22 protein-coding genes are annotated in these 26423 nt (G+C 49.6%); 21 read left to right on the top strand and 1 reads right to left on the bottom strand.

The genetic code is table 11. The annotated features are described in order from the left end of the window. Position 1 precedes the first annotated feature (1 nt). The 15 genes from ABEA14_RS14850 to ABEA14_RS14780 all read left to right on the top strand — a co-directional run bounded on the left by ABEA14_RS14850 (position 2) and on the right by ABEA14_RS14780 (position 17498). Entirely contained in the window at positions 2–1381 is a 1380-nt protein-coding gene (locus ABEA14_RS14850; protein ID WP_345340867.1) for a hypothetical protein, read from the top strand. 94 nt (positions 1382–1475) lie between these two features. Continuing rightward, entirely contained in the window at positions 1476–2354 is an 879-nt protein-coding gene (locus ABEA14_RS14845) for a glycosyltransferase family 2 protein (protein WP_345340865.1), read from the top strand. A gap of 22 nt (positions 2355–2376) precedes the next feature. After that, entirely contained in the window at positions 2377–3471 is a 1095-nt protein-coding gene (locus ABEA14_RS14840; protein ID WP_345340863.1) for a glycosyltransferase, read from the top strand. A gap of 1 nt (position 3472) precedes the next feature. Further along, positions 3473–4525, top strand: coding sequence for a polysaccharide deacetylase family protein (locus tag ABEA14_RS14835; RefSeq protein ID WP_345340860.1), 1053 nt, complete (start codon positions 3473–3475; stop codon positions 4523–4525). Next, positions 4522–5874, top strand: a complete 1353-nt coding sequence (locus ABEA14_RS14830) for an O-antigen ligase family protein (RefSeq protein ID WP_345340857.1) — start codon at positions 4522–4524, stop codon at positions 5872–5874. Before ABEA14_RS14835 ends, ABEA14_RS14830 begins: the two co-directional genes overlap by 4 nt. Then, complete coding sequence (locus ABEA14_RS14825; protein ID WP_345340855.1) at positions 5871–6998, top strand: glycosyltransferase family 4 protein; 1128 nt, start codon at positions 5871–5873, stop codon at positions 6996–6998. Before ABEA14_RS14830 ends, ABEA14_RS14825 begins: the two co-directional genes overlap by 4 nt. Further along, positions 6995–8509 (top strand): lipopolysaccharide biosynthesis protein, encoded by a 1515-nt coding sequence (locus tag ABEA14_RS14820; protein ID WP_345340853.1) that lies wholly within the window; start codon positions 6995–6997, stop codon positions 8507–8509. The genes ABEA14_RS14825 and ABEA14_RS14820 overlap by 4 nt, the downstream gene beginning before the upstream one ends. Continuing rightward, on the top strand, positions 8510–10390 hold the full coding sequence (gene asnB, locus ABEA14_RS14815) for an asparagine synthase (glutamine-hydrolyzing) (RefSeq protein WP_345340851.1): 1881 nt from the start codon (positions 8510–8512) through the stop codon (positions 10388–10390). Beyond that, positions 10371–11372 carry a GNAT family N-acetyltransferase gene (locus tag ABEA14_RS14810; RefSeq protein ID WP_345340849.1) on the top strand — a complete coding sequence of 334 codons (1002 nt, stop codon included), beginning with the start codon at positions 10371–10373 and terminating at the stop codon, positions 11370–11372. Before asnB ends, ABEA14_RS14810 begins: the two co-directional genes overlap by 20 nt. Positions 11373–11389: 17 nt before the next feature. Further along, on the top strand, positions 11390–12262 hold the full coding sequence (locus tag ABEA14_RS14805) for a glycosyltransferase (protein WP_345340847.1): 873 nt from the start codon (positions 11390–11392) through the stop codon (positions 12260–12262). Beyond that, a complete protein-coding gene (locus tag ABEA14_RS14800) occupies positions 12175–13401 on the top strand; it encodes a GNAT family N-acetyltransferase (RefSeq protein ID WP_345340845.1) in 1227 nt (408 codons plus the stop codon). The genes ABEA14_RS14805 and ABEA14_RS14800 overlap by 88 nt, the downstream gene beginning before the upstream one ends. A 113-nt stretch (positions 13402–13514) precedes the next feature. Next, complete coding sequence (locus tag ABEA14_RS14795) at positions 13515–14120, top strand: sulfotransferase family 2 domain-containing protein (protein ID WP_345340843.1); 606 nt, start codon at positions 13515–13517, stop codon at positions 14118–14120. Between the two features lie 10 nt (positions 14121–14130). Next, the gene (locus tag ABEA14_RS14790; RefSeq protein WP_345340841.1) at positions 14131–15258 is read left to right on the top strand and encodes an acyltransferase family protein; all 1128 of its coding nucleotides are present in this window, start codon (positions 14131–14133) and stop codon (positions 15256–15258) included. A 117-nt stretch (positions 15259–15375) separates the two neighbouring features. Next, on the top strand, positions 15376–16620 hold the full coding sequence (locus ABEA14_RS14785; RefSeq protein ID WP_345340839.1) for a PA14 domain-containing protein: 1245 nt from the start codon (positions 15376–15378) through the stop codon (positions 16618–16620). Positions 16621–16769: 149 nt separating this feature from the next. Then, positions 16770–17498 (top strand): sulfotransferase family protein, encoded by a 729-nt coding sequence (locus ABEA14_RS14780; protein ID WP_345340837.1) that lies wholly within the window; start codon positions 16770–16772, stop codon positions 17496–17498. 53 nt (positions 17499–17551) lie between these two features. Here ABEA14_RS14780 and ABEA14_RS14775 read toward each other — a convergent pair whose 3' ends face one another. Further along, positions 17552–18964, bottom strand: coding sequence for a TIGR03013 family XrtA/PEP-CTERM system glycosyltransferase (locus tag ABEA14_RS14775; RefSeq protein WP_345340834.1), 1413 nt, complete (start codon positions 18962–18964; stop codon positions 17552–17554). Positions 18965–19261: 297 nt separating this feature from the next. On the opposite strand from ABEA14_RS14775, the gene tviB reads away from it, so the two are divergent. The 6 genes from tviB to ABEA14_RS14745 are packed head-to-tail and all read left to right on the top strand — an operon-like array spanning position 19262 to position 26417. Continuing rightward, positions 19262–20542, top strand: a complete 1281-nt coding sequence (tviB, locus tag ABEA14_RS14770; protein WP_345340832.1) for a Vi polysaccharide biosynthesis UDP-N-acetylglucosamine C-6 dehydrogenase TviB — start codon at positions 19262–19264, stop codon at positions 20540–20542. A 22-nt stretch (positions 20543–20564) separates the two neighbouring features. After that, positions 20565–21194 carry an XrtA/PEP-CTERM system exopolysaccharide export protein gene (locus ABEA14_RS14765; RefSeq protein ID WP_345340830.1) on the top strand — a complete coding sequence of 210 codons (630 nt, stop codon included), beginning with the start codon at positions 20565–20567 and terminating at the stop codon, positions 21192–21194. A 25-nt stretch (positions 21195–21219) separates the two neighbouring features. Continuing rightward, complete coding sequence (locus tag ABEA14_RS14760) at positions 21220–22800, top strand: XrtA system polysaccharide chain length determinant (protein WP_345340828.1); 1581 nt, start codon at positions 21220–21222, stop codon at positions 22798–22800. After that, entirely contained in the window at positions 22800–23693 is an 894-nt protein-coding gene (locus ABEA14_RS14755) for an XrtA-associated tyrosine autokinase (protein WP_345340826.1), read from the top strand. Before ABEA14_RS14760 ends, ABEA14_RS14755 begins: the two co-directional genes overlap by 1 nt. Continuing rightward, entirely contained in the window at positions 23674–25233 is a 1560-nt protein-coding gene (locus ABEA14_RS14750) for a TIGR03016 family PEP-CTERM system-associated outer membrane protein (protein WP_345340824.1), read from the top strand. Before ABEA14_RS14755 ends, ABEA14_RS14750 begins: the two co-directional genes overlap by 20 nt. Positions 25234–25241: 8 nt before the next feature. Next, on the top strand, positions 25242–26417 hold the full coding sequence (locus ABEA14_RS14745; protein ID WP_345340822.1) for an XrtA/PEP-CTERM system-associated ATPase: 1176 nt from the start codon (positions 25242–25244) through the stop codon (positions 26415–26417). The last annotated feature ends 6 nt before the right edge of the window (positions 26418–26423 follow it).

Genomic DNA, 26423 nt, shown 5'->3' with positions numbered 1-26423 from the left:
TATGGGTCCATTGAGTGGGTTAAAGGACCGGGCGTGGCATGTATGCAGTTGCACACTGGTCCTGACGTTAATGACCGGAGTGGTGAATGCGGCTCCGACCATCAACAGCGTTCAAGTCGAAGGCGATGATATTCAGCAAGGCGTTAAAATCACTGTCATGGGCAGTGGCTTTGGTGAGAAAGATCAAGCAGCGCCAAAATTGTATGATAAAACCGATCTGGTGTATGAAAATGGGGTACCTAATGACCATTACACCAGCTATGCCAATGGTGCAGATATTGTCAGGGACAACGTGGACCCTGATGCGCTCTGGACCAAATCCAGTGAATATAACTGGGATGGGGTGCCGCCGCGAATCGAGCGAAGCACGGCACGTACCGAACATCTCTCGGCCTATTACTCTATGCCAGGCATTAAGTCTTATCTTGGCTGGCCAAGGGCTATATCTGGTGCGAACACGGTAAGAGGAGCTCGCCACTTCTATATCTCTTGGTGGATGCGAGTAAAAGCACATCCACAGAACTACTACCAACACGTTATTTCTCCACCTGAAGGCGGCATGTTTGAAACCGGCGCGCCTGAAGATGTGGGTGAAGAGGTGCTGGTCATCGATACCACCGGCAAGAAACCCGATAAGACGGCGCGTCTGCTTCACTATGAGGTGATCGAGGATGCTGACGGGCGCCGTGAAGTGGTACATATCGATATTGACGATGCCAAGAAGACAGAAGACCTGGGGCGTTTGATCCAGACGATTCGTCCTTCTGGTGATCAAGTGACTGCAACTATCCTCGACCAGGAGAAAAGTTACGGTTCTAACAAGTTTATTCGTGTTTGGGATAACCCCGGTGGCGAAAACCTGCGTATCTCCTGGACCAACGACGAAATGAGCGGTATGGGTGGACGTTCATATACCGACTGGATAGGTGTCTCAGGAAAATGGACCCATATGGAAGTATGGGGCAACCTGGATACGCGTCAGCTGGTTGCGTTGGTGGACAATGAAGTCAACCACGACATCCAGATGATTGATGTGAAAGAAGATCCGAATTTCAGCGCTAACATTGGTCTGATTGGGTTTGACGGCAAGGTGCAGTACCTGCAGCAGACTGATGTTTCCGAGATTTACCTGGATTATACCTTCCAGCGCATCATGATTGGTGACGCACCTAACTGGTCAGAAGTGAAACATGCTGAGATCCAGTTGCCCACCGAATGGACGCCAACAAACATCAGCTTCAACCTTGATCAAGGCAGCTTCGAGAAGGTTACTGGCTCACTGTTTGTTTACGTGTTTGACAAAGGCAATCTGGTTAATGAAACCGGATTCAAGTTGTGCCTGGACTGTAAGGCAAAGCCCAGCCCAGTTGAGTTTAATTAGCTTTCAGCTGCTGTTATCATAATGTTAAAAATGCATCAGGCCCGTATTTAGTCGGGCCTGATGCATACTGGAGCGGCATTAAAAGGAGTTGTGCGTGTCAGTGTTGGTATCTGTGATCATTCCCGCCTATAACCGGGACAGCTATATTGCTCACACCGTAGATTCTGTACTCAACCAGACTCTGACTGATCTTGAGCTCATTGTGGTCGACGACGGCAGCAGTGATGACACGCGAGCCATCCTCGATGCCTATCAGGATGAGCGTCTGACCGTCCTGGAGCATCCGGGGCGTGTCAATAAAGGTCAGGCCGCGGCTATCAATGTCGGCCTTCGTCATGCCAGTGGCGAATATCTCGCTATTCTCGACAGTGATGATTATTGGGCTCCGGAAAAACTGGAAACTCTGGTTGGTTATCTGCAGCAGCATCAGGATATTGGCCTGGTCTATAGCAATGGATTTGCAGTGGATCCGGAGAACAAGCCTATCTATCCGATTTATCGCGAGGGTCATCAGGAGCTTAACGAACCCTCACGTGTGCTGATCGACTGCTACTTCCTGCTGCCAAACAACGCGGTATTGCGCAGGGATATTATGACTCAGGTGGGGGAGTTCGATGAGTCGCTGCGAGCAGCACAGGATCATGATATGGCGATCCGGGTTGCTGAGGTTACTAAGATGGCATATCTGGATCTTCCCCTATTTTTCTACCGCCGTCATCCTGACTCCATCAGCAGCAAACGTAAGCATATTCGCTGGCAGAATGGCTTCTATATTCTTGATAAAGCGGTTAAACGTTTTGGCTATCCCAACGGCGTCATACGCCAGCGCAAAGCCGTTTTGCATTACCGTCTGTATCAATGCCGCAAACAGGGCGGTCAATGGCTAGCTGCAATTGGTCACTTGTTAATGGCAGGTCTATTGGACCCGGCAAGGGCCACTCGAATCATTACTCGCAAGGAAGTGGCCTACTAGGCTCGCAGGAAGTTGTTGATCCATGGACAAGCTCAATATTGCATACCTGATTGATACCTTGGGGAACCCTAATGCGGGTACCGAAGGGCAGTTTATCAAGTTGGTGCAGGGGATGGCTGAACGAGGCCATAACGTACGCGTCTATGCGCTGCGAGGCAGTGGTTTTCTCGCTAGTGGCAGTCTTGGAGTGGAAGTTGAGATACTCAATGTTACTCGCATGGCATCCCCCGCGACATTTTGGAAAATGTTCCAATTAGGCCGTCAACTCAAGCGCCAGAAAACTCAGCTGGTCCAGACGTTTTTCAACGACGTTTCAGTTATCGCGCCGCTGTTTCTAAAACTCGCGGGCTGTCGGGTGCTGATTTCACGTCGAGATATGGGTTTTTGGTACTCCGATAAGCTACTCAAGTTGCTTCGTTGGAATCGACGTTGGGTTGACGCTGCTGTGGTTAACAGTGAAGCCGTAGGTAAACAAACGTCCACTCAGGAGTTGATTCCTGCAAAGCGGGTTCATGTGATCTATAACGGTTACCTGCCGCCAGCAGAAGCAGAATCAGAGGTCGAGATACCTGAGGGGCCGGTGCTTGGAATTGTTGCGAACATTCGGCCTATCAAGCGCATGCAGGATGCTGTTTCCGCATTGGGTGCGCTGCAGCGCGAATTTCCAGCGTTGCAGTTGGTGATTGTCGGTGCTGGTGAGCCAGGCCTGCTCCAGCAACAAGCGAAAGAGCTGGGGGTGGCAGACCAACTTCATTGTGTTGGCGGCCAAAAAGCACCTCAGAACTATATCCGCCGCTTTGATATCGCCTTGCTGTGCAGCGAATCTGAAGGGTTTTCCAACGCCATTATTGAATACCTGCAATGGGGCAAACCCGTTGTTTGTAGTCGCACGGGCGGAAATCCGGAGATCATTGTCGATGGCGATAATGGCTTCCTGTACGAAGTGGGTGATGTTGAAGCTCTCACTGGCCATATCCGTTCAATATTGTCCGACCAGGATTTTTATCAGCGGTTAAGCGACGGGGCGCGTCGCAGTGTCGCCACCCGTTTTTCTATGCCAAACATGTTGAACAGACACGAAGCACTCTATCAGCAAATGCTGCAGGGAGAATGTTGATATGGTCCGTCAGCTAAAAAAAAGTAAATCCTCCCTGGTACGCATGCTCTCTGCAATGGGTGGTTATCGTGTTGCCCGTTGGTTAGTGCGTCATCGACCTAGGATCCTGATGTACCACAGGTTTTGTGCTGAGCCCAAGCGTGGCTACATGGATGTGGCAGCACTGCGCAGCCAATTGGCTCAATTAAAGAAAGAATTTAATGTCGTGCCGCTAGCTGATGTTGCAAAAGCACTCAACGAAGGTAAGGCCCTGCCTGAACATGCGATAGTGCTGACCGTTGATGACGGATATCGAGACTTTTATCGCTACGCTTTTCCCGAGTTTAAAGCAGCCAATGTGCCAGTCAGCTTCTTTGTTACCAGTGGTTTTGTCGACGGCAAGACCTGGTTGTGGCCGGATATGCTTAGTGACCTTCTGGAGCACGTCTCTCCGGCAACGGCGCAGTGGCCAGAGTCCACACCAGAGCATCTGACGCAAGAGCTCTCCCGTTGCACTGAAAAGCGATCAGCATGGCATCACTTGAACCGATTTCTTATGCCGATGGATCTTGCTGCTAAGTTCCAATGGTTGCAGCAAGCCGCTGCGATGAATGGCCATGAGATCAACGAACATGCGCCGCCACACTATGAAGCGGTTAGCTGGCAAGAGTTAAAAGAGATGGCTGATTCAGGGGTGGTAGATGTCGGTGCTCATACGGTTATGCACCCCACTTTAAGTGGCATCTCCCTTCCCCAGGCAATAGAAGAGGTGAAGCAGAGCAAGGCGCGGTTGGAGCAACAACTGGGTATTGAGGTGAAACACTTTTGCTACCCAAACGGACAGCCCGAAGACTTTACTCCTCAAGTCGCTTCTGCAGTTGCTGACGCCGGCTTTGACTGTGCTGTGGCAGCACACTGTTATTACGTCACTTTCCACGATACTTTTGCCCTGCCACGATTCTCGGTAACTACCAATCCATTTCAGTTCAATAAAATCGTCTATGGCGTGCAGTGGCTTTCTAAGCGCTTAACTCAGTCTGGTCAGCTCAAAAGGATTAAGGAGTTGCAGTCATGAACATAGCTGCGGCTCCTGCTAAATTTGGTGCTCGATTGGGGCAGAAGATATACAGCGCGCCAGTGCCATCTTTGGTGTTTTTTCTATATCTGGTATTCACCCTGGATTTCTTTGTAAGGGTGTCAGCCCGAATTCCCGGCGTGAGCCAGATCCGTCCAACATTGCTATTGGTTGGACTTATCTCCCTATTGCTGCTGTTTAACCTTGGGCGGTTGAAAGAAAAACTGCAAAGCCCGACAGCAAAAGCGTTGGGGATTTTGCTGCTTTACATCTTTATTACCATGCCCTTGGTGAAATGGCCGGGCAGTGCCCTGCGCGACAATAGTCAGGAGTTCATCAAGGCATTTGTATTCTTCTATTTTACGCTGCTGATTGTCGATACTGACAAACGTTTGAAGTGGTTTCTGATCTTCTTTCTGGGTACGCAGTTGTTCCGTGTTCTGGAGCCGCTTTACCTGAACATTACCCAAGGCTATTGGGGTAGCAGTACTTTCATGGGCGGCGCGTCTCAGTATCGCTTGGCGGGTGCGCCGCATGACGTGATTAACAGTAACGAACTGGGCTTTGTGATTGCGACCCTGGTGCCTTTTCTGCACTACCTGCTGATCAAAAAAGGCTGGTTGCTCAAGCTTATCTACTTTGCTTTGCTGGGTGTTTTGCTCTGGGCGCTAGTGCTTACTATGAGTCGCGGGGCATTTATTGCTTTGCTGGTAGTACTCTGGTTTATCTTCAAGCAGTCGAGTAAGAAGCCTTTGTTAATTGCAATTGGGTTCGTTGTGGCGGTGGCTGGTTGGAGCCAGATGAGCGATGTTCAGAAGGACCGCTATCTATCGCTGACAGGTGCTGATGTGCGGGGATCTGGCTCAGCGTCGGGACGTTTGTCTGGTATTGTTGATGAATTAAAGCTGGCCATGGATTACCCCCTGTTTGGTCACGGGGTGGGCACCACCAATGAAGCTAAATACCACAAGTTTGGCAGGGCACAGGCTTCGCACAGCCTTTATGCTGAGCTGGTGATTGAGATCGGCATTGTTGGCTTTATCCTGTTTATGCGCTTTTTGCATAGTATTTACATGAATTTCAAACGGTTGCAGGAACAAACTGAGAAAATCGTTGAGGATGAAGCGCTGGCTGAAAAGCTGGCGTTTGAAACCGATCTATCCAATGCAATGCGCGCCTGTTTCTGGATGTATGTGGTCTACAGCATCAACTATTGGGGATTGTCAGTGTACTACTGGTACCTGTTTGGCGGCTTGTGCGCTGCCATGATGCTGTTGACTGAGCGTAAACTTGAACGGATCAAACAGGAAGACGATGGCGAACCAGAGTCAGTAAAAGGGACCTTATGAAAAAGTCTGTGTTGTTAGTGGTTCGCTGGCCAATCAGTGGCATTCGCAATTACCTTAGGTACGTTTACCAGACCCCTTACTTTGAAGATTATCACTTCACCATTGTCGCGCCAGATCTGGATTTCTCACGTTATTTTGGTGAACACCTGCCAGACTCGCGATTTAGCCTGAAAGTGGCAGAGAACAGCCTGAAAGGCTTGATGAAAGCAACAAAACAGGCGTTGTCTGAACAAGAGTACAGCCTGGTGCACTCGCACGGATTCACGTCGGCTGTGGCGGCGGTGATGCCAGCTAAGCTGGCAGGTAAAAAACATATCTTGACCGTACACGATGTGTTTCAGCCGGGCCAGTTTCGGCACTGGTATGCCCCTTTCAAGAAGTGGGCTCTCACTCGACTTTTCCGACAAACCGACCAACTCCTGACAGTAAGCGAAGACTGCGAACAAAACCTGTATGAATTTTTGCCTGGAATGCGTGGCGCACCGGTCAAACCGATCCTCAATGGTGTCAACTCCCAGCATTTTAAAGAGGCCGTTGCGGTAGATTTAGGCGAGGAATCGCCGCAATGTAAAGACCGCTTCCTGATCGGATTTATGGGACGATTTATGTCTCAGAAAGGCTTTCGTTACCTGATTGAAGCAATAGAAACTCTGTCTAAAGATGACTCGCTGCCGAAAAAGCCTCTGGTAGTCGCATTTGGCGGTATGGGCGGATTTGTTAGGGAAGATAGGGCATTTATTGAAGCCAAGGACCTGCAAGACTATTTCTTTTTCCACCCATACACAGACAATGTGGGTGGCTCTATGAAAGGCTTGGACATGATGGCGATGCCCTCACTTTGGGAGGCCTGTGGTCTGCTGGCAATGGAAGCTTTGTGCGCAGGTGTGCCTCTGGTCGCGACCAACTGCATCGGCTTACGTGAGGTGCTCAAAGACACGCCAGCCTGGCAAACGGAACCGCGTAGTGCAAATCAAATTGCTGATGCGATCAAAGAGTTGATGCTGCAGCCGGAGAAACGGCAAGTGTTTGAGGATTATGCTCAGACTGCCTGTGACAGATACGATGTCAGCAATGCGGCTGAGTCTCTGGCTGACAGCTACGTTTCACTAGAGGCCAGGCAGTGAAGCGTGTTGTAAAGAATACCTTCTCCAATGTTGGGGTGCTGTTCATTAAGTTGGGCATCACCTTTGTCATGACGCCAGTGATCGTTCTCAACCTGGGCAACTATGACTACGGTATCTGGGAGATCATCGGCTCTGTCTTAGGTTATATGGGCATGCTGGATCTGGGGCTGAAGCCTACCATCAGCCGTTTTGCCGCGAGATATAACGCCCAGCAAGACAGGGAATCGATGACCAAGGTCTATTCTACCGCGCTGGTATTTATGCTTGCCATTGGTGTTTTTCTCTCGCTGATGTTTCTTGGTTGGGCCCTGTTCTTCCCCGGTTCGATTGCAGCACCAGAGAGCGATGTCAGCCGTTACGCACTTTTGCTGATGATATTGGGTGCCCAGTTGATGGTGATCTTTCCGGGGTATGTGGCGGTCAGCTTTCTGGAGGGGCTACAGCATTACCAGATTAAGAACAACATATTGCTGGTAAACTCGTTGATCGGTGCAAGTGTTATTTACTGGCTGATCAATCCTGAGAACGGCATCATTATTCTGGCGTTGATTAACGCCATAGGCACTGTGACCAAGTTCCTGCTCTATTTTTGGCTGTTATCCCGGCCCAATTATGGAGAAATGCATTTCTCAAGATCCCACTGTGAATGGGCAACGCTACGAGAGTTGCTGCAGTTTGGCATTAAGTCTTTTGTTCAGGGGGCGGCGACAAGAATAAGCAACAACGCAGACAACTTTGTCATCGCAGGTTTTTTGGGGCCAGCCACGATTATTTTCTACGCCCTGCCGGCCAACCTGATCCGCCACATTCGGATGCTGATCATGAGTATTACCCATGCCTTTTTACCCCTGTTCAGTGATCTGCAAGCGCGGGATAACAAAGCGGCCAGCCAGCGTTACTACCTGACAGCCTCACGTTATGTGGTCGCGATTGCTTTGCTGCTAACACTGTGTACCGCGGGTTTAGGCCCAGATTTTATTGCCGTATGGATTGACCCTCAGTATCGAGAGCCAGCAAGAATAGTGCTCTATCTGCTGCTGGTGACAGTAATGATGCCCCTGTTTAACCCACTTTCAAGTCGTTATCTTACCGCCTTGGGTGAGCACGGCATCCTGGCGAAACTGGCAGTCTGGTCGGCATTGATTAGTCTTGGTCTGAGCCTGACCCTGGTTAATTTCATGGGGCTGGAAGGGATTGCACTGGCCAGCGTTATACCCACTCTATTCATTCAGTGGCGTATCTTGGGCAAGACATGTGAGCAACTGGCACTATCCCGAGGGGATTACCTGCGACAGGTGGTAGGCCCTAATCTTTTACCTGCGTTGGCAGCAATTGCTACCTTGTATGGCTTGCAGCAATTGTGGGCTTTCGATGGTTATCTGGTTATTCTGCTTACAGGAGCCGTGGTCGGCTTGGTTTATCTGTTACTTTTGGTCTGTTGTGTGCCAGCGTCAGACAGGCAGATATTGCGCCGCAAACGGGGCCAACCAGCCAAGATGGAGGGGCAGTAGATGTGTGGGATAGCCGGATTTGTCGATAAGCGCGCCGATGAGGCTACAGCGCAGAATACCATTCACAAGATGGTGGCCCAGTTAAATCATCGGGGACCCGATAGCCAGGGAACTTGGCATGCTGCACATGGTGGTGTCACCTTAGGCCACGCCAGACTTGCCATCGTTGAGTTATCTCCCTTGGGTGCGCAGCCGATGCACTCCCCATGTGGCAATTACTCTCTGGTGTTCAACGGAGAGATATACAATTTCCAGGAGCTGCGCACAGAACTGGAGCAGTTAGGGATCAGCTTCTTAGGTCACAGCGATACCGAAGTGCTACTGCATGGATTTATCCGTTGGGGCTTTGAAGCCACGTTGCAAAAAGCGGTTGGCATGTTTGCGTTGGCGTTTTATGACCAGGGCAGTCAGACGCTGGAGTTGGCACGAGACCGTTTTGGTGAAAAACCGCTTTACTATGGCATGCAACAGGGCGTGTTTCTGTTTGCGTCTGAGTTGTCTGCGGTGCGGGAAACCCCCTATTTTCAAGCGGAGATCTGTCCGCAGGCATTGGCTGATTATTTGGTGTACAACCGTGTCAATGCACCGCGCTCTATCTATCAGAATTTATTTAAGCTGCGACCTGGTCATTGGCTTCAATTTGACCTGAGTACCCCCAATAAACTGCCAGAGCAGCGCTGTTATTGGTCTGTCAGGCAGGTAGCAGTAGAGGCCCGCAAACAACCCGTGGCATCACGTCAGGAAGCGATAGCCGAGGTTGATGTCCTGCTTCAACAGGCTGTCAGGCAACAGATGATTGCCGATGTTCCCTTGGGCGCATTTCTGTCGGGGGGGATCGACTCTTCATTGGTCGTTGCAGCCATGCAGCACCAGGCGAGTCAGCCGGTCAAAACCTTTTCAATTGGGTTCAATGAGCCAGAGTTTAATGAAGCTGAGCATGCTAAAAAGGTGGCTCAGCATTTAGGGTGTGATCATACTGAGCTTTATGTCAGTGCTGATGATGCGTTGGCGCTGGTTCCCAAAATGGCTACCGTCTATGACGAACCTTTTGCCGATTCCTCACAACTGCCCACTTACCTGGTTTGCCAGCTGGCCAGGCAGCATGTGACCGTCTCCTTGTCTGGAGATGGTGGAGATGAACTGTTTGCGGGTTATTCCCGCTATCATGGCATGGCCGAACGCTGGCATTCACTTCAGCGCTATCCCAGTGGAGTAAAAAAAGTGGCGGCACAGCTTTTTTCTGGCGCTGCAAAGGTAACCGGTTCAGCCAAGTTTAAAACCCGTCAGCAATGGCTGGATGCGCCAGATCTGATCTCACTGTATGAGCAAAGCATTTATCCCAAAGGCATGCTTGGCTTAATGAAAGAACCGATTGCTCCAGAGACTGAGTTCGATCTACTTCCTGATGACGAGGCAGCCATGCCGCTTTATGACATCGGCAGTTATATGGTTGATGACATTCTGGTGAAAGTGGATCGCGCCGCTATGGCCCATAGCCTGGAAGGGCGAATACCTTTGCTCGATCATCGACTGGCGGAGTATGCGCTCAGGATCCCCTATGCGATGAATCAACAAGATGGTGTAGGTAAACAGGTATTGCGGCAACTCCTCTATCGCTATGTTCCTCAAGGCTTGGTTGACCGTCCTAAGCGCGGTTTTGCGGTACCTGTTGCGAAGTGGCTTCGTGGTCCGTTGAAACACTGGGCTGAACAATTGGTAAGAACCCCTGATCCTTATCTAAAGCAGGAACGGGTAGAGCAGATGTGGCAGGCACATCAGTCAGGAAAGGATATGAGTCGAGGCCTTTGGACCATACTGATGTTCCGGGATTGGCACCGACAAGTGGCGTTGGGAGGGGAGCGTGCAGTATCCGCTGCCTGATATCGACCAGCAGTTATATGTTGATGATCATGCCGACAAGGTGATTGGTCTGCTGGGTAACGCAGAGTTTAAGACGACACTCTGGCGCTGGCAGTTTCATCAACGGCATCAATCTCCACCCATTGTCATGGTTGATAGCCAAGACAAGGTAAAAGGGTTTAACGGTGTTATGCCGGTAAAGGTCGCTATCAACGGCGACGTGGTTAATGCTGTCTGGAGCTGTGACTTTGTGGTTGCAGCGGACACCCGCGGCAAAGGTGTGGGGAAGCAGGTCAAACTGGCGTTGCAGGCGGATTATCCCAGGCTGATGTCATTGGGGATCAGTGATTCCGCGGTGCGGGTGCTCAGTCGGATGGGTTGGAAGCAGGGAGATCGTGTTGTCACCATGCGTAGACTTGGAAGTCAGCGTCAATGGCGTGATCTGGTCTGGTTGGGATGCCAGAAACTGTTGCAGTACTGCTTTCGGCAACAGGTTTGTGCTGAGGGAGATCTTAGTTGGAGCGATGAACTCCCGGCAAAACCCCAAGTGGACGCGTTGAGTGGCCGGATAGTGCAAGATTACCCGCGTATGGTAGTGCGTGACCATGACTATCTGCATTGGCGTTATCAGCGCCACCCCTTTGTCAGCTACCGCTATCTGACGTTAACAGACCAATCAGGCTTAATTGCCTTGTTAGTGGTTCGTGATGCCGCGGAACACCTACGCATCGTGGATTATGTCGGACCGGGTAATGAACGTGCCATCCGTTGCCGTTTGGTAAAAGAGGTGGTTAGCCGTTATCCGGCATCAAGGGTCTTCAGCTGTACCACCAGCGATCCCGATTGGATTGACGTGCTTTGGCGAGAGGCGTTTTTGCCGACGGGACAGCAAAGATTTTATGTTTATAGCGAAACAGATGGCGAGCCTAAAGGCTGGTTTTTGATGGCTGGCGACTCAGACGGTGAGTTGTTACAGGCGGCAAGAGGAGCGACGCAGCGGTGACAAAGACAGAGCAGGAAATGCCAAAAGTATCCGTCATTATTCCCACTTATAACCGTGAAGGATTCATTCAGGAAGCGCTCGACAGTGTGTTGGCGCAGGACTATCCGAATATTGAAATTATTGTCGTCGATGATGGCTCGACGGATAACACCGCCGAACTGCTTCGCCCCTATATCGAACAAGAAAAAATCATCTATCGATATCAGGAAAACCAGCGTCAATGTGTGGCCCGGAATCACGCAATGTCAGTCGCCTCTGGAGAGTTTTGGTGTTTTCTTGATTCGGATAACCGATGGCTACCGGGCAAGCTGAAAACTCAGGTTGAATACCTGCTGGCACATCCTCAGGTAGATATCGTTTATGGTAATAATCAGATTATTAATGAAGCCGGAGATATCACCAGCGAACACAATATGCGCCGGTATAGCGGTCGCATCTATCCGCAAATGCTGAGAGATAACTGTGTTTCGATGAATACAGTGATGGCGCGAGCCAGTTGCTTTGAGCAGCATGGCTGCTTTGATCCCAGCTTTAAAGTCGCTGATGATTATGAGCTTTGGCTGCGCTTGTCTGCGCATTGTGAATACGCCTATTTGCCAACCTTTTTTGCTCAGTACCGCGTGATGGAAGATCAGATATCCTCCAACAAAGAGCGGCGATTTACATCGAATGAGCGGGCGTTGCGCAAGTTCCAGCAGCTCAATCCTAACTTGATGCCATCCTCCCAATGGAATGCGGCGTTTGCGTACTTTTATAGCCGCTGGGCGCGACTTAGACTGAGTCGGGGCGAAAGCAAGGCGACATGGGAGATGTTAGCCAAGGCATTGAGTTGCCAGTGGTATCACAAGGACACGTGGCGAGTATTAGTGAAATGGTTAGTGAAGCGATAGCCAGTCAAGTCTCAACATCATCGCTGACGGTTGAGCGCCTTACTGCAGAGCAGTTTTCCCAGAGCCGTAAGGAGTGGGATCAGTTGCTGGCGCGCTCAAATGCAGACCCCCTATTTCTTAGCTGGGCCTGGAATTATAGCTGGTGGAGTTGTTGGCAGGAGGTTTTGGGATTAGAGCTCTGCGTTATCAGTGTGCGCTCGTCGGAAGGTCAACTGCTGGGGATAGCGCCCCTGTACCTGCATACCGTGAATTACTCTGGCCTGACCCAGGTGACTCGATTACAGAGTATTGGCAACGCATGGAAAATGGCGCCGACAGTCCGTAGTGAGTACATGGGATTCATTGTGGACTCTGAGGTTGAGCTGGCTGCTTATCAGGCGATATGGCAGTACCTGAATGACCAGTTGCATTGGGATGAATTAGTACTGTGTGACCTGGATAAGGAGAGCAGAGGTTACCGTGTTTTGGCGGCACTGGCGCGTATGTCCCAATGCCGTTTCTCCGTTGCTTCTGAAGATTCTGGGGTGAAGGTAGGGGTTGAAGGTTCATTTGAGCATTACCTCAGCACTCTGGGGCGAAACACCCGTTTGAAACTCTACAACCGCAGAAATCGTCTCGCTGAAGCGGGTGCCATTGAGCATATTAAGCTTTCAGCCAGTGACTATCCCCAGTTCTTTCAGCAGTTGAATCAGCTGCATGCGACTCGCTGGGGGCGGGGGTGTTATACCGGCTTAAGTGAGCAGTTTCATCTGAAACTGTTGTCATACTTGCCCGAGAAAAATGCCCACTGCCTGTTGATGAAACAGGGTGAACAGGTGATCTCTGCTTTGTACGATCTAGAGCTTGGTGGCAACCGATACAATCTCCAGGCCGGCTATCTCGAGCATTACCATAACAAGGTTTCGTTAGGGACTTTGCACCTAGGGTATGGCCTGGAACAGGCTTGGCAAACGCAGGACTGCCGGGGGTATGATTTGCTGGCCGGCTCCGGTAAACACTCGTTTTATAAGCGACATCTGGGGCGAAAGTTGACACAGTTTGCCACCGTGAGAATTATTCGCTCAGGTAAAAATACCGCCTGGTATCGCTTGTTTGAACGTTTGCCCAGCAAGTGGCGACAGAAGTTGAAGCGAAATTAGCAGGGATTGAAGGTGAGGTGTCATCATTGAAAAAAATCATTAAACAGTGTTTGCCCGCCACGTGGTTAAGAGCGATACAGATAGCGAGAAACCCTTATCCATATCGGAAGTATATGGATAAATACGAGTGTATCTATATTCATATTCCGAAGGCCGCGGGTACCAGTGTGTTATCAGCCTTGATGGATGGTGATCCCAATCCAGATCGGGATCATACGGGATTTAAAACCTATCTTGAGTCAAACCCTGCTAAGTTCAACCGCTACTTCAAATTCAGCTTTGTACGTGACCCATGGGATCGCTTGATCTCTGTGTATACCTATCTCAAAGGTGGCGGGAATGGTGGCGCTGATCGCTATTTTGAACAACTGATAGCTGACAAATACCCCACCTTTGAGGATTTTGTGCTTGAGTATCTGGATAAGGACCGGATCCATCAGCACATTCTATTGCGCCCGCAGTTTCTGTTTCTTTATGACCACAAAGATGAATGTCGGGTCGACTTTGTTGGTAGGTTAGAGTCGATTGATGATGATTTCGAAAATGTCGCTGCCCGATTGAAGTTGGAGTGCAAGCTACCGAAAAGCAATCGCTCCAAAAGGAAAAAGAAAGAAGCGTATTTGAGTAACCCTAAGGTCATCAACAAAATCGCTGACCTTTACTCGCGAGATATAGAATTGTTTGGCTATCAAATGCCGGCTTCGTCCATAGATACATAGTGGAGCTTTTATGAAAGGGCGTCAGATATCAGATCAGCGGTTTCAGGTTGATGCTCTGGATGGATTGAGAGGAATGGCCGTCTTGCTGGTGATTCTCAGTCATACCAGTAATGCTGATCAGCAGATTGTAAGCTGGCTCAATTTTTCCGGCATAGGTAAGAGCGGCGTATTTCTTTTTTTCACGCTAAGCGCATTTTTGCTTACCTACCCCTTTGTTGTAAAAGGCAAGGAGGCGTTGACACGTTTCCAGTTGGCAAATTACTTCGTTCGACGCTTTTTCCGAATCTATCCACTGTACTTTCTCTATCTCCTTGCTGCGGTCGTCAGCACAGCCATGATCGGCTGGTGGTTAACACCAGACAAACCGTTTGGTATTCCGCTTTCAATGGATTTAGCCGGGATGTGGAGGCATCTATCGTTACAAGAAGGGAAAGGTGTGACATGGAGTATCGCCGTGGAATTTCAGTTTTACTTCGTTTTGCCCGTGTTGGTGGCTACATGGGTATTGCTGAAGCGAAACCTTATTCTATGCTGTGCGGTTGTGCTCGCTGCAATTGTCATCTGCTATCAGCTTTGGCCTCCCGAGGAAGTGACTGGAAATGATGTCAGGCTTGGCCCCTACATGGCAGTTTTTCTTTGTGGCAGCATGCTTGCTCTGTTGCAGTTTTATTGGCGAAATAGTGCTGTGGCCGACAGCCGGAAGTGGCAATGGGCAATGGAGTTAATGGCGTTGTTCGCATTTACTGCCGCTATTATCACCATTCCTTCTGTTTATGCATGGGTAACAGGCACGCCCATACCACGAAACTACTTTCATCATAGTTTCATTATGTATGCAGTCATCTGGGGCGCCGTTTTGTTCGGGATCCTGAATGGTGTGGGCTATTTCAGGCGGTGCTTTGAATGGCCACCGCTCCGCTATATGGGATTCATCAGCTTTTCTGCTTATCTCGTTCACCCCACTTGCGTGGGTGTGATGGCCCATCTTGGGCGAGTACTCCCGCTGCCCGGAGTGGTTCAGGTGATGAGTGTGGTAGGTTTGACGGTTCTGATTTCCATGGTGAGTTTTAAGCTAATCGAATCGCCATCTTCACGGATAAAACTGCAACCGAAAAAAATAGTTGGCGCGCGAGTCTAAGTAAAATCAAGTTGATAACAAAATCCCATGCAAAGACGCAGGAAATTCGCCGTTTCCCTGACTAAACTTCGAATATTAGAGGGAAGATGAATGCCCAGAGTGCTGACGGGAGGGCGCATGAAATTGTTCCAACAGGTAAGTATCGTGTTGGCGGTGTTGTTGATGGCGGGTTGTGCCACCACGGAGACATTGGAACCAACGGCTAGCGGTGATGGACCAACCGGTAGTGCTGAAGCGGAGGTATGGGAAAACCTCGGAGGTCGTGATATCGGCGATCTCTACAACTCACCAAATTTCCCAGACAGTCCCAGCATGACGGTGAACATACCCGAACTGAAAGTTAAAAATGGCTACACCAATTATGGTGTCAGGGTTAGAGCCTATCTTTATCCTCCCGAAACGGGGGAGTATCTGTTCAAAATTAACGCGCCTGACGCAGGTGAGTTTTGGATCTCTGCAGATGAGTCGAGCACTGGCAAATATAAACTGATTCAGGTGCCAGATCCCAACGTGTCGGGAAACAACGTCGAAGCTAAGCGTACGGTTTACCTTGAACAGGGTAAACGCTACTACGTTGAGATCCTCAACAAAGGTGATACCAGCTCAGACCAAATAAATACGCGCTGGCAATTACCAAGTCAGCCCGGGACCTGGTCTGCAATCACCGAAATCTCTCCATTCATTCCTGAACTGGACGATGGCCCATCAGACGAATTTATGATGGGATTCAGGTCCGGTTATAGCGAGGGGTATGGAGATGCGGAAACGGGCTTAGATTATGACGACTCTTATCCGCCTGCCGACAGCGACTTTGACGGTGTCCCTGATAAGTGGGAGCTGATGTTTGGCTACGACCCCAATGACTACTTTGATATGGGTTATGACGATGATGGCGATGGCCTCAGTGGTTATGAGGAGTTTGTTTATGGCACGTCACCGCTAAACCCTGATACCAATGGTGATGGCAAATCCGATGGGCAGCATATTGCCGATGGTACAGATCCCACAGAAGGTGGCGGCAGTGACCCAACCGATCCGCCGCCAGATGCCACGGATCCCCCACCAGATGACACGGATCCTCCTCCAGCAGCGGGTGGCTCCTCCATGTATGTTACCTGGGATACGCCAACCACCCGAGCTGACGGTAGTGCATTGAGTGTTGGAGAGATCAGCCACTTTATTATCAGCTACGGAATCTCCCAAGATGCGTTGGTGAATAGTGTTCGAGTGGATGAACCGACGGCGACAAGTTTTACTATCCCTGATCTGGCTCCCGGCGTTTACTATGTATCAATCGTTGTGTTTGATACCGACGGTGTACCCAGCGACCCGTCTGCGGTTAAACCTCATACAGTACAGTAAGACGTGACGTGATTTGGAAAAGAGGGCAAAGCCCTCTTTTCTTTTATGAGTCGATGTTGTTTTTCACGACAACCCTTGTCACCATGCTGTTTTGATTCGCTGAAAGGGTGGTTGAGCAAGCCCCCTGGGCAATGGATGCTGGAGTCTTAATGGAGAAGAAACACCTTCTGATTGTCGGAGCGCCTCGCTCTGGAACAACCATGCTTGCCTCTATGGTAGGTTCTCACCCTGATGTTGCAATGGCCATTGAAACCAGTGATATGGCGTTTAGTCGGATCGTTGGTAAAGCCGTTGTTGGTAACAAGCTGTGTATTCCAAATCAAATCGACTTTGCAGAGAAGCTCAGCTTTAATCGTCGATATCGCTGGCGCAGAACGTTGAGGAGCTTATGGCAGAGCGCTTCGTTCAGCGACGTACCGCCAGATGAATTCTTCGCTGGTTCGGCTTATCCGTTGGAAAAGTACCTGGCGCTTCCCAACCTCCATGTGATTGGCATTATCCGTCATGCAGATGATGTGCTCTCATCCATGCTCAAACGAGGGGGGATTTCAGAGGAAAAGGCCAGACATCGCTGGAGTCGTGCTATTGAGATTATGGCGGCCCTTGAACAAAAGGCACCAAACAACTTAGTTATCAACTACAACGAGTTATTGTTCTCTCCGAAGCAGCAGATGGAACGTGTGGCTGATTTCCTGGGTGTTGAGCGTTGTGAGTCAATGGTAGAGGGATATCAGTCCAATCCTATCTATCCGGATCAGAAGGGTATCGACACTTCTAAAGCGAGAGAATTGTCGGCGGTCTCGAAGTTTGGTGTTGATAGCCAATCACCGGAAGTTTGGCGTCAATTCCTGCATCTCGGTGAGTTATCTAAAGCTTAAATGCAAAAAAGCCGCGCAACTGCGCGGCTTTTTTATTCCCAGTGAGCTCTTTACTAGCGAGCCCCTTTCTTGAACAGAACCACTTCTACTGTTTGTATAAAGATAAAAATATCGAGCAAAAAGCTACGGTGCTTCACGTAGTAAAGATCGTACTTGAGTTTCTCCAGCGCGTCTTCTTCACTGGCTCCGTAGGGATAACAAAGTTGTGCCCAACCAGTCAGTCCCGGCTTCACTGTGTGGCGTTCCGAATAGTAAGGTAGCTTTTCGGCGAGTTGCTCTACGAACTGCGGGCGCTCAGGGCGTGGCCCAACGAAGCCCATTTCGCCTTTAAGCACGTTGAAAAGCTGCGGTAACTCATCGAGTCTGTACTTACGAATAACCTCACCGACCCGGGTGACACGATCATCATTTTTCTTCGCCCACACTGCACCATTAGACTCGGCATCGGAGCGCATGCTTCGGAACTTGATGATATCGAATGGTTTTCCGCCCAGACCGATGCGCTCCTGGCGATAGAGGATTGCCCCGCCTTTGCGGCCATCTTCCAGCCAGATGGCAAGTGTGGTTAGCAACATTAAAGGCCAACTGAAAAACAGCAACACCAGCGCCAGGCTCGTATTTAAGATCCAGTCCAACTGAGATCTCAGATTGTCGGCAGGTTTAAAGCCATTTGAGTAGATCATCCATGAAGGATAAATCAGGTTGACGGCTATTTGACCTGTCTCTCGTTCAATGAAAGAGAGTATATCGGTGATCTCAATACCCCTCAGTTTGCATTCAAAAAGCTCACGCACAGGCAATTGTTGACGACGTTCGTCACAAGCAACAATTATTTCGTCAATATTGTTCTCAATTGCATAGTTAAAAAGAGAACTTGTCAGCTCGATATGTAAATTGGTTGAGATAGCATCATCATCGTCACCTGGCGTCGGGATATAACCGCAGATAACGAAGTTACGGCGATCTACTTTTCGTCGCATCCGCTTTTCAATAATGGATGCTCTTTCGCCGGCACCAAGCACCAATATTCTTCTTCTGAGAACACCTAACCCGGGGATCTTGGGTATAAGCATGCGGAAGGTGCCGATCATGGCAATGGATAAAATGCATGCGAGTAAGGAGCGGGATTGATCAGTTGCTAATGCAGGTAATACAACGTCAATAAAGGCCAATAAGCCAAACGCGAGGATCATAGCTAAGCCGACCCGTCGCAAAACGCCACGGCTGTGCTCTCTCAGCCTTGGGTTGTAGAGTCCCATAGCGAAGGTCGAGAGCATGCCTATCACTGCAAAGGTGATAAACTCAGTGGACGTGACGCCTCCTGATACGAAAGCACGCTCTGTCTGCAATTTTAAAAGCCAAGGCTCAATAAGTACTGACAGGTGAAGCGCCAGCAGCAATAAGAAGCTCTCAACTACGACCAAGGCAAGTACGCCATGGCCACCACTTTTCAAATCGGGTGTCATTCAATTACATCCAATGTAGATCTACTCAGCTCCACGCAGTGACAAGTTTATCTCCTTTGTTAAAGATAAACCATTGGGCGTCAGTATATTGTCACAGTTGATGCTAAATTATGTTTTTATGTCTATGAAATTTAAAGAAAATAATTATTATAATCTTTTGTTACTAGTAACAGCGCAGTGTGCTTTAATGTGTCAAATTGTTGTAGAACAAGTTAACATAGTTCCAGTGAACTGGATGGTTTAGCGTCATAATCACTGTTACATTATAGAAATAGCAATGTTATAAGGATGTTACAAATGGGGGCGGTAAAACAGGACGTCAATGTTGCCATCATTGGCTTGGGGTATGTCGGTCTTCCACTTGCTGTGGCTTTCAGTCGGTATTTCCCAACCATAGGCTTTGATGTCAGCCAGACAAGGGTAAATCAACTGAACGAAGGCCTAGATGTTACCCAAGAGGTCGACAGGGATTCTCTTATAAGTGCATCGGCGCTCAAGTTTACTGCATCTCCTTCTGATTTGGCTCAGGCCAACTTCTATATCGTGTGTGTCCCTACACCCGTTAATCATCATAAACACCCGGATATGAAATTGCTTGAAGCAGCATCTCAGACTGTTGGAGATGTTCTTGCTGAAGGCGACTATGTCATATATGAGTCGACGGTTTATCCAGGCGCTACTGAAGAGATCTGTGTTCCTATTCTGGAAGCCCGCTCCGGACTGCAGTTTAATCAAGGTTTCTTTGTCGGCTATTCACCTGAGCGAATTAACCCGGGCGATAAAGAGCATGGTGTGACAGATATCCTAAAGGTGACTTCGGGATCAACCGCAGATGCGGCGGAATTAATAGACGCAGTCTATAGTCAAGTTATTACCGCAGGTACTCACCTGGCTTCCAGCATCAAGGTGGCGGAGGCTGCTAAGGTTATTGAAAACACACAGCGGGATATCAACATAGCGTTGATGAATGAGCTGGCACAGATATTCAAGCGCGTAGGTATCGATACACAGGAAGTGTTGGCTGCGGCGGGAACCAAGTGGAACTTTTTGCCATTTAAGCCCGGTCTGGTTGGCGGTCATTGTATCGGCGTTGACCCCTACTATTTAACGCATAAAGCTCAAGAGTTGGGCTATCACCCGGAAGTGATACTGGCCGGACGTCGTATCAACGACAATATGGGAGCTTATGTTGCCAAAGAAATAATGGCACTCATGGCAGGGAGAAGCATCGAGATTGTTGGCGCGAGAGTGTTAGTGATGGGCTTTACCTTTAAAGAAAATTGCCCAGACATTCGCAATACCCGTGTGATTGATGTAGTGAAAAAATTAACCAGTTTCAGCCTGAACGTGGATGTTTACGACCCCTGGGCTGATGCTGATGAGATAGAAAGAGAGTACGGCATCTCGGCTATCAGCTCGCCCCAGACTGGCGCATATGACGCAATAGTGATGGCGGTCGGGCATAAGCAGTTTGTTGAAATGTCGATAGAGGATATTAAAGCGCTGGGCAAAGCCCACAGTGTCATCTACGATGTCAAATCTGTGCTGCCTAAACAGCTCACAGATGGACGTTTGTAAGACAGAGTAAGGAGACTTTGAAATGTTACGCAGATGCATTTTTGTTCTGCTACTGGCCTGCTTGACCCAGTTTGGATGCAGTAGCTCAGATCATCAGGCACTGTCTGATGCCACCATTCAACCTTCCCTGACCAGCGATCCGGGCAACTATCAGTACCTGATCGGTGCTGGAGATTCCTTGTCGATCTTTGTTTGGGGTAACCCTGACATCTCAGGTCCGGTCACTGTCCGCCCGGACGGTAAGATCACAACCTCACTTGCAGAAGATTTGGACGCAGCGGGTAAAACACCGTTTGCACTGGCCAGAGATATCGAAGCATCACTGAAAGAATTTATCAGAGATCCGCGTGTGACGGTTTCTGTCGGGGGGTTTGTTGGCCCATTCAGTGAACAGATACGAGTGATAGGTGAAGCTGCCAATCCAAGAGCAATCAACTACCGCAAACATATGACGTTGCTTGATGTAATGATTGAAGTTGGTGGTTTGACAACCTACGCCGCAGGGAACCGAGCGACATTGGTTCGTGTACAAGATGGTGCGCAACAGACTTTTTCTGTTCGTTTAGACGACTTGGTACGTGATGGTGACATTACTGCCAATGCCGATGTATTGCCCGGAGATGTCATTATCATCCCCGAGGCGTGGTTCTAGATCTTAGTTAGGTAGGAATGCAGTAATGCAGGACGCATTAGAGCTCATTCAAGAGAAACTTTTCGCTATTTGGCATCGAAAGCTGTTGGCATTGTTGCTGGCTTGGCCGATCTGTGTTGGTGGCTGGTTGTATGTCAGCAGTATGCCGGATATTTATGATGCCAGGGCACGTGTCTATGTGGATACCGAAACTTTGATTCGGCCACTTTTGGAGGGGCTGACAGTCGAAGTGGACGTAGACACTCAGGTGCGTCTGATGTTTAAAAACATCCTGAGCCGTACAAATTTGGAGAAGGTCGCTCGGTTGTCCGACATGGATTTGTTGGCTAACGACGAGGATGAGTTCGATAACCTGATCTCGCAACTACAGCGAGATATCAAGACCATTAAGCTCGACAAGAAACAGAACCTGTACACGCTTATCTATCAAAACCAGGACCCGCGAATGGCTAAGGCCGTGGTGGAGTCGACCATCAACGTGTTTATGGAAGATATTCTGGGTGAAACACGTACAGAGTCGCAGGCAGCACAGCAGTTTCTGGACCTGCAGTTGGCCGACTATGAAAGACGTTTGATCGAAGAAGATAGAAAGCTGGCTGACTTTAAACGTCAGAATTCGGGCCTGCTGCCCGGTGAAGCCGGTGGTTACTACAACCGGCTTGAGCAGGAAAAAAGAGAGTTGGAAGACGCCACGCTGGCATTAAGGCAAAAAGAGAGTCAGTTAGCCAGTGCCAAAACAACGCTTGCTGATTATGAACAGCAGATGCGCCAGGGTAGCGACGGTGCACAGGTATTCAGCTCCAAGTACGACCAACGTATTGAATCCCTGGGGCAGCGATTGGATGACCTGACGTTGCGTTATACCGAACAACATCCAGATGTGATTGAAACTCGTCGCCTACTGGAGCAACTAGAGCAACAACGTGCGGAAGAGTTAGCCAGTGCGCCGCTGTCTCAAACGGGACAAAACTCTGGAGATATGGGGTATTACCAACAGCTTCAACTAATGGTCACCACGTTGGAATCGGAGGCTGTGTCCCTTCGTATTCAAGTTGCAACGTTTGAATCCAGAGTGAAAGAGCTGGAGGCTTTAGTGTTCAAGGTGCCAGAGGTGGAAGCAAATCTGTTGGCATTGCGTCGTGGCTACGAGATCACCCGTAAAAAATATGAAGAGCTATTGAGCCGAAAAGAAACCGCGTCGTTAGGGCAACGCGCTGGTGAGCAGGCGGATGCGCTTAAGTTTCGAGTAATTGACCAGGCTAAAGTATCTCCCAAACCTGTAGGGCCAAACCGGCCTGTACTCTATACCATGGTGCTGGCTGCTGCCTTCCTGGCTGCCGTAGGTGTACCGATTGTGTTGGGCGAGCTCAATCCACGAGTTTATGGTTCGGGAAGTTTGGTTGAGCTTACAGGCATTCCATTACTTGGAGAGGTGTCAGACATGGATCCGTCGACACAAACAGTTGCAGGCAGAATGAAGGCTGTTGGTTTCATCGCCATGTCTGCGTTCTTGTTGTTTATTTATGGTGTGATTATGTTTACCCAGGTTGCCTCACAGTCACCCGTGGCTACGCGCATCAAGCAGATGTCTGAGGGGGTTCTGTAATGGGGATCATCGATCGAGCGCTTGAAAAGAAATCACAGCAGAACAAAGCCGGTGATATAGAAAAAAAGCCATCAGTTCAGCCAGCAGAAAAGGTGGTTGCCAGTAAACCGACGGAAACGGCACCCATAGAGCCAGCGCCAATCGTTGAAGAATCGATTGCTGTTGAGGCTAATCAAGTGTCGATAAACCTCGATCTGCTTCGAGAAAGAGGGATGGTAGTTCCAGACCAGGAGCGAAGCCGGATCAAGGAGGAGTATCGGTACATTAAGCGCAGAATCCTTAATAACGCGTTTAATGTGGCCGGTCCATTGGCGGACAATGCCAATCTGGTAATGGTCACTAGCCCGAACCCTTGCGAAGGGAAGAGTTTCAATGCTATCAACCTGGCGATGAGCATTGCCCATGAGCAAGACAGAACGGTACTGCTCGTCGACGCGGATGTTGTCAGACCCTCCCTGACAAAGGAGTTGGGCATCGAGGCCAAGCCTGGCCTGGTGGACTACCTGTTAGGCAAAGTCAGCGATATTGGTGAGACTATCTGTAATACCAATATTCCCCGTCTCAAGATTATACAGGCAGGCCAAAGTCACCATTTAACCAGTGAACTCTTGGCCAGCGACAAAATGAGGGCCTTGGTCACCGAGCTCGGCACTCGATACCCGGACCGACTGGTCCTGTTCGATTGCCCGCCACTGTTGGGCGTGACGGAAGCACATGCCATGGCTCAATTGTCAGGACAAACCGTGCTGGTTGTCTCTCAGGGAAGGACCTTGAAGAAGGATGTTCAAGCCTGCATTCCTCTATTAAATCCAGAGAGTGCAGTTGGGTTGCTGATGAATCGCGCCCGTCAGCGGAGTAAAAAGTATTACGCCTATGGATATTACAACGGTTAGAAAATGGAGTGTCCTGCTAGCCTCTGTAGTGGCGCTGCCAGTCAGCGCTGCGCAGTGGGATTTTATCCCAACGATAAAATTGCAGGAGATGTACAGTAGTAATATTGAACGTCGCCGTAGTCATGATGAAACCGAGAGCTTTGTCACTGAGTTGACGCCTGGCTTTATCATGTCTGGCTTCGGCCCTAATTTACAGGCTAATCTGAATTATGGTGTCACTGGGCTTTATTATACGGATGACAGTGATGCCAACACCTCCCACCACAAGGCCAATGGCAATATAAGTTACAGTCCCTGGCGACCATTGACGCTTTATTCAAGTGCACTGTTTGATCAGGCTATCACTGATTTGGATCGCGGCTTATCAAACGATATATCATCCCGGCAGGGCAATATTTCGGACCGCAAGCTTCTGGTCGTAGGAACTCGCTACAGTAACGAGCATGCAGGTTGGGCGATTGTTGATGCAGATGCCAACTATCGTTGGGTTGATGCTGAAGACGAGCTTGATGCGACTGACGGCCATAACATCAACCTGACGGCGAATCAGGGTGACCGCTTTGATCGCGCCTTCTGGCAGCTGACTTACACTGATGCGCGAGAAAGCTCGGACTTGGGCACTGCATTTCATACTGTTTATGGGCAGGCCCAGGTTGGTTATATGTTATGGAAGTGGCTGGGTGCCTATACGCGTTACAGCTATGACGACAATAGCTTTGCAAGCAGCGATGATGAAACTTTAAAAAGCTATGGTGCCGGTGTACGAATCTCTACCGGGCCTCAGTTTATTCTGGATGTTGGCTATAACTCGGTTGATGAGGGTGATCAAGACGACTTCTGGAACGCATCAGTAAGCTGGCTCCCTACGCCACTGACCGCCGTGATCGCAAGTTACGATAGACGCTTTTATGGCGAAACTTATGGACTTCAACTCTCTCACGGAACTCGGAAGCTGCGGAATGAAATCCGCTACGATGAGTCGTTTACAACCTTCAGTCAGTCCAGCAACAGCATTTTTAACCTGAACTTCTGGTGCCCTCTCGGCGTAGATTCCCTTGATGCAAGTTGCTCCTTGGCAGATCCTTCGCAGTCGGTTCCGCCAGATCAGCAACAGATAACTGAAGATATCCCGGTCAGTTCGATATCGAACCAGGTGTATCTTAACAAGCAATGGAGTTGGACCAGCAGTGTCAAAGCGCGCAGCGATACCTTTGCGCTGACAGCGTTCCATTCCAGCCGGGAATATGAGCGAACTGAAGGGGTTAACCAAACCGACAGAGACACTGGGGTTGCTTTTACCTGGGATAAACGCCTGAATGAGCGCTCTAAGCTAAACAACCGAGCGGTTTATAGGCGTTATGATGCAGGAGCCAATGACGGGCATGATAACGAATGGAGCATTCGCAGCGGTTATATCAGGCAGATGTGGCCTTCTGCGTCAGCAACATTTGCAGCTGAGTACAATACTCGAGAGAGTTACAATGGCGGTACCGACTTTGATGAAATTCGGTTAATTGCTTCGATGGCCGCACAGTTTTAGGACGAGTAATGTACGAGCATTTTTATGGTTTCACTGAAAAGCCATTTCAATTAACGCCAGATCCGCGTTTCTTTTTTGCGAGTGATAGTCATCAACGCGCTATGTCTTATCTGCGTTATGGCTTGTCTCAAGGTGAAGGTTTTATTGTCGTTACAGGTCCTATCGGCACGGGTAAATCTACCCTGGTGCGTAATCTCTTGAGCGAATTGAGTGACAACCGCATCGTCGCCGCGCAACTGGTAACCACTAACCTGGAGCCGGGGGATATGCTGCAACTGGTAGCAGATGCTTTCGGAATTAAAGGCGAGTTTCCCAATAAAGCGGCACTGCTGAGAGGCATCGAACAATATCTGTCTGCTATTCATCGCCGCGGTCAACGGGCACTGCTGGTGGTGGATGAGGCGCAGAACTTACCCGCTGAAACAGTGGAAGAGTTGCGCATGCTGTCCAATTTTCAGCGCAACAATAAACCCCTGTTCCAGTCTTTTCTACTCGGTCAGGAAGAACTTAAGGACACCATTGAGTCTCCAGGAATGGAGCAGTTCAGACAGCGGGTGATTGCCAGCTGTCATCTGGAACCGCTCTCTCTGTCTGAGCTGATTGAGTACGTTGAATACCGCCTTACTCGTGTCGGTTGGCAGGGCTGCCCCAAGATCTCCGAGCAGGCGATGAATGCGATTCATGAATCAACCGGGGGGATTCCGCGGCGAATCAACCTGTTTTGTGACCGCTTGTTGCTGTTTGGCTACCTCGAAGAGCTGGCAGACTTTGACTTGGAAACCATTGAAGAGGTCGCTAAAGACCTTCATCAGGAGCCCGCAGCGGGTAAAGAGGTGGCTGCAACAACGTCTGCGCCAGTGCAACCTGGAATGGCGGCTCAACCAAGTCCTGTTCCTGCCTCTGTGACACAGCGAGACGTGGAACTTGTATCTAATATGACGTCGGTGTCGCAGTACCTGGATCAGCAATTGATTGAGAAAGTTGCGTTATTAAAGCAGCTGGATGAACAGATAGCGTCGCGACGTAAAGCGTTGGAAGAGTTTGAAGCTGACTCAGGCTCAGCGCCAGACCCAGACCCAGACCCAGACCCAGACCCAGATATAGAACAACAGCCCGCTGACGCCTCAGCAGAGAATGAAAACAGTGAAACGCTAACAGCGGCAGCCGTTTCCAATAACGAGTAGGCGTCA

Origin of the sequence: Corallincola platygyrae (genome assembly GCF_039544265.1) — a bacterium.
Taxonomy (GTDB): domain Bacteria; phylum Pseudomonadota; class Gammaproteobacteria; order Enterobacterales; family Neiellaceae; genus Corallincola; species Corallincola platygyrae.
Note: the sequence above shows the minus strand (reverse complement) of the source record. Positions and strands in the feature narration are given on the sequence as shown.

Coding starts and splice junctions, on each gene's coding strand:
- ABEA14_RS14785 (WP_345340839.1), top strand. CDS start 15,376: ATGAAATTGTTCCAACAGGTAAGTATCGTGTTGGCGGTGTTGTTGATG.
- ABEA14_RS14830 (WP_345340857.1), top strand. CDS start 4,522: ATGAACATAGCTGCGGCTCCTGCTAAATTTGGTGCTCGATTGGGGCAG.
- ABEA14_RS14745 (WP_345340822.1), top strand. CDS start 25,242: ATGTACGAGCATTTTTATGGTTTCACTGAAAAGCCATTTCAATTAACG.
- ABEA14_RS14765 (WP_345340830.1), top strand. CDS start 20,565: ATGTTACGCAGATGCATTTTTGTTCTGCTACTGGCCTGCTTGACCCAG.
- ABEA14_RS14775 (WP_345340834.1), bottom strand. CDS start 18,964: ATGACACCCGATTTGAAAAGTGGTGGCCATGGCGTACTTGCCTTGGTC.
- asnB (WP_345340851.1), top strand. CDS start 8,510: ATGTGTGGGATAGCCGGATTTGTCGATAAGCGCGCCGATGAGGCTACA.
- ABEA14_RS14805 (WP_345340847.1), top strand. CDS start 11,390: ATGCCAAAAGTATCCGTCATTATTCCCACTTATAACCGTGAAGGATTC.
- ABEA14_RS14780 (WP_345340837.1), top strand. CDS start 16,770: ATGGAGAAGAAACACCTTCTGATTGTCGGAGCGCCTCGCTCTGGAACA.
- ABEA14_RS14825 (WP_345340855.1), top strand. CDS start 5,871: ATGAAAAAGTCTGTGTTGTTAGTGGTTCGCTGGCCAATCAGTGGCATT.
- ABEA14_RS14760 (WP_345340828.1), top strand. CDS start 21,220: ATGCAGGACGCATTAGAGCTCATTCAAGAGAAACTTTTCGCTATTTGG.
- ABEA14_RS14800 (WP_345340845.1), top strand. CDS start 12,175: ATGGGAGATGTTAGCCAAGGCATTGAGTTGCCAGTGGTATCACAAGGA.
- ABEA14_RS14840 (WP_345340863.1), top strand. CDS start 2,377: ATGGACAAGCTCAATATTGCATACCTGATTGATACCTTGGGGAACCCT.
- ABEA14_RS14795 (WP_345340843.1), top strand. CDS start 13,515: ATGGATAAATACGAGTGTATCTATATTCATATTCCGAAGGCCGCGGGT.
- ABEA14_RS14750 (WP_345340824.1), top strand. CDS start 23,674: ATGGATATTACAACGGTTAGAAAATGGAGTGTCCTGCTAGCCTCTGTA.
- ABEA14_RS14835 (WP_345340860.1), top strand. CDS start 3,473: ATGGTCCGTCAGCTAAAAAAAAGTAAATCCTCCCTGGTACGCATGCTC.
- tviB (WP_345340832.1), top strand. CDS start 19,262: ATGGGGGCGGTAAAACAGGACGTCAATGTTGCCATCATTGGCTTGGGG.
- ABEA14_RS14755 (WP_345340826.1), top strand. CDS start 22,800: ATGGGGATCATCGATCGAGCGCTTGAAAAGAAATCACAGCAGAACAAA.
- ABEA14_RS14850 (WP_345340867.1), top strand. CDS start 2: ATGGGTCCATTGAGTGGGTTAAAGGACCGGGCGTGGCATGTATGCAGT.
- ABEA14_RS14790 (WP_345340841.1), top strand. CDS start 14,131: ATGAAAGGGCGTCAGATATCAGATCAGCGGTTTCAGGTTGATGCTCTG.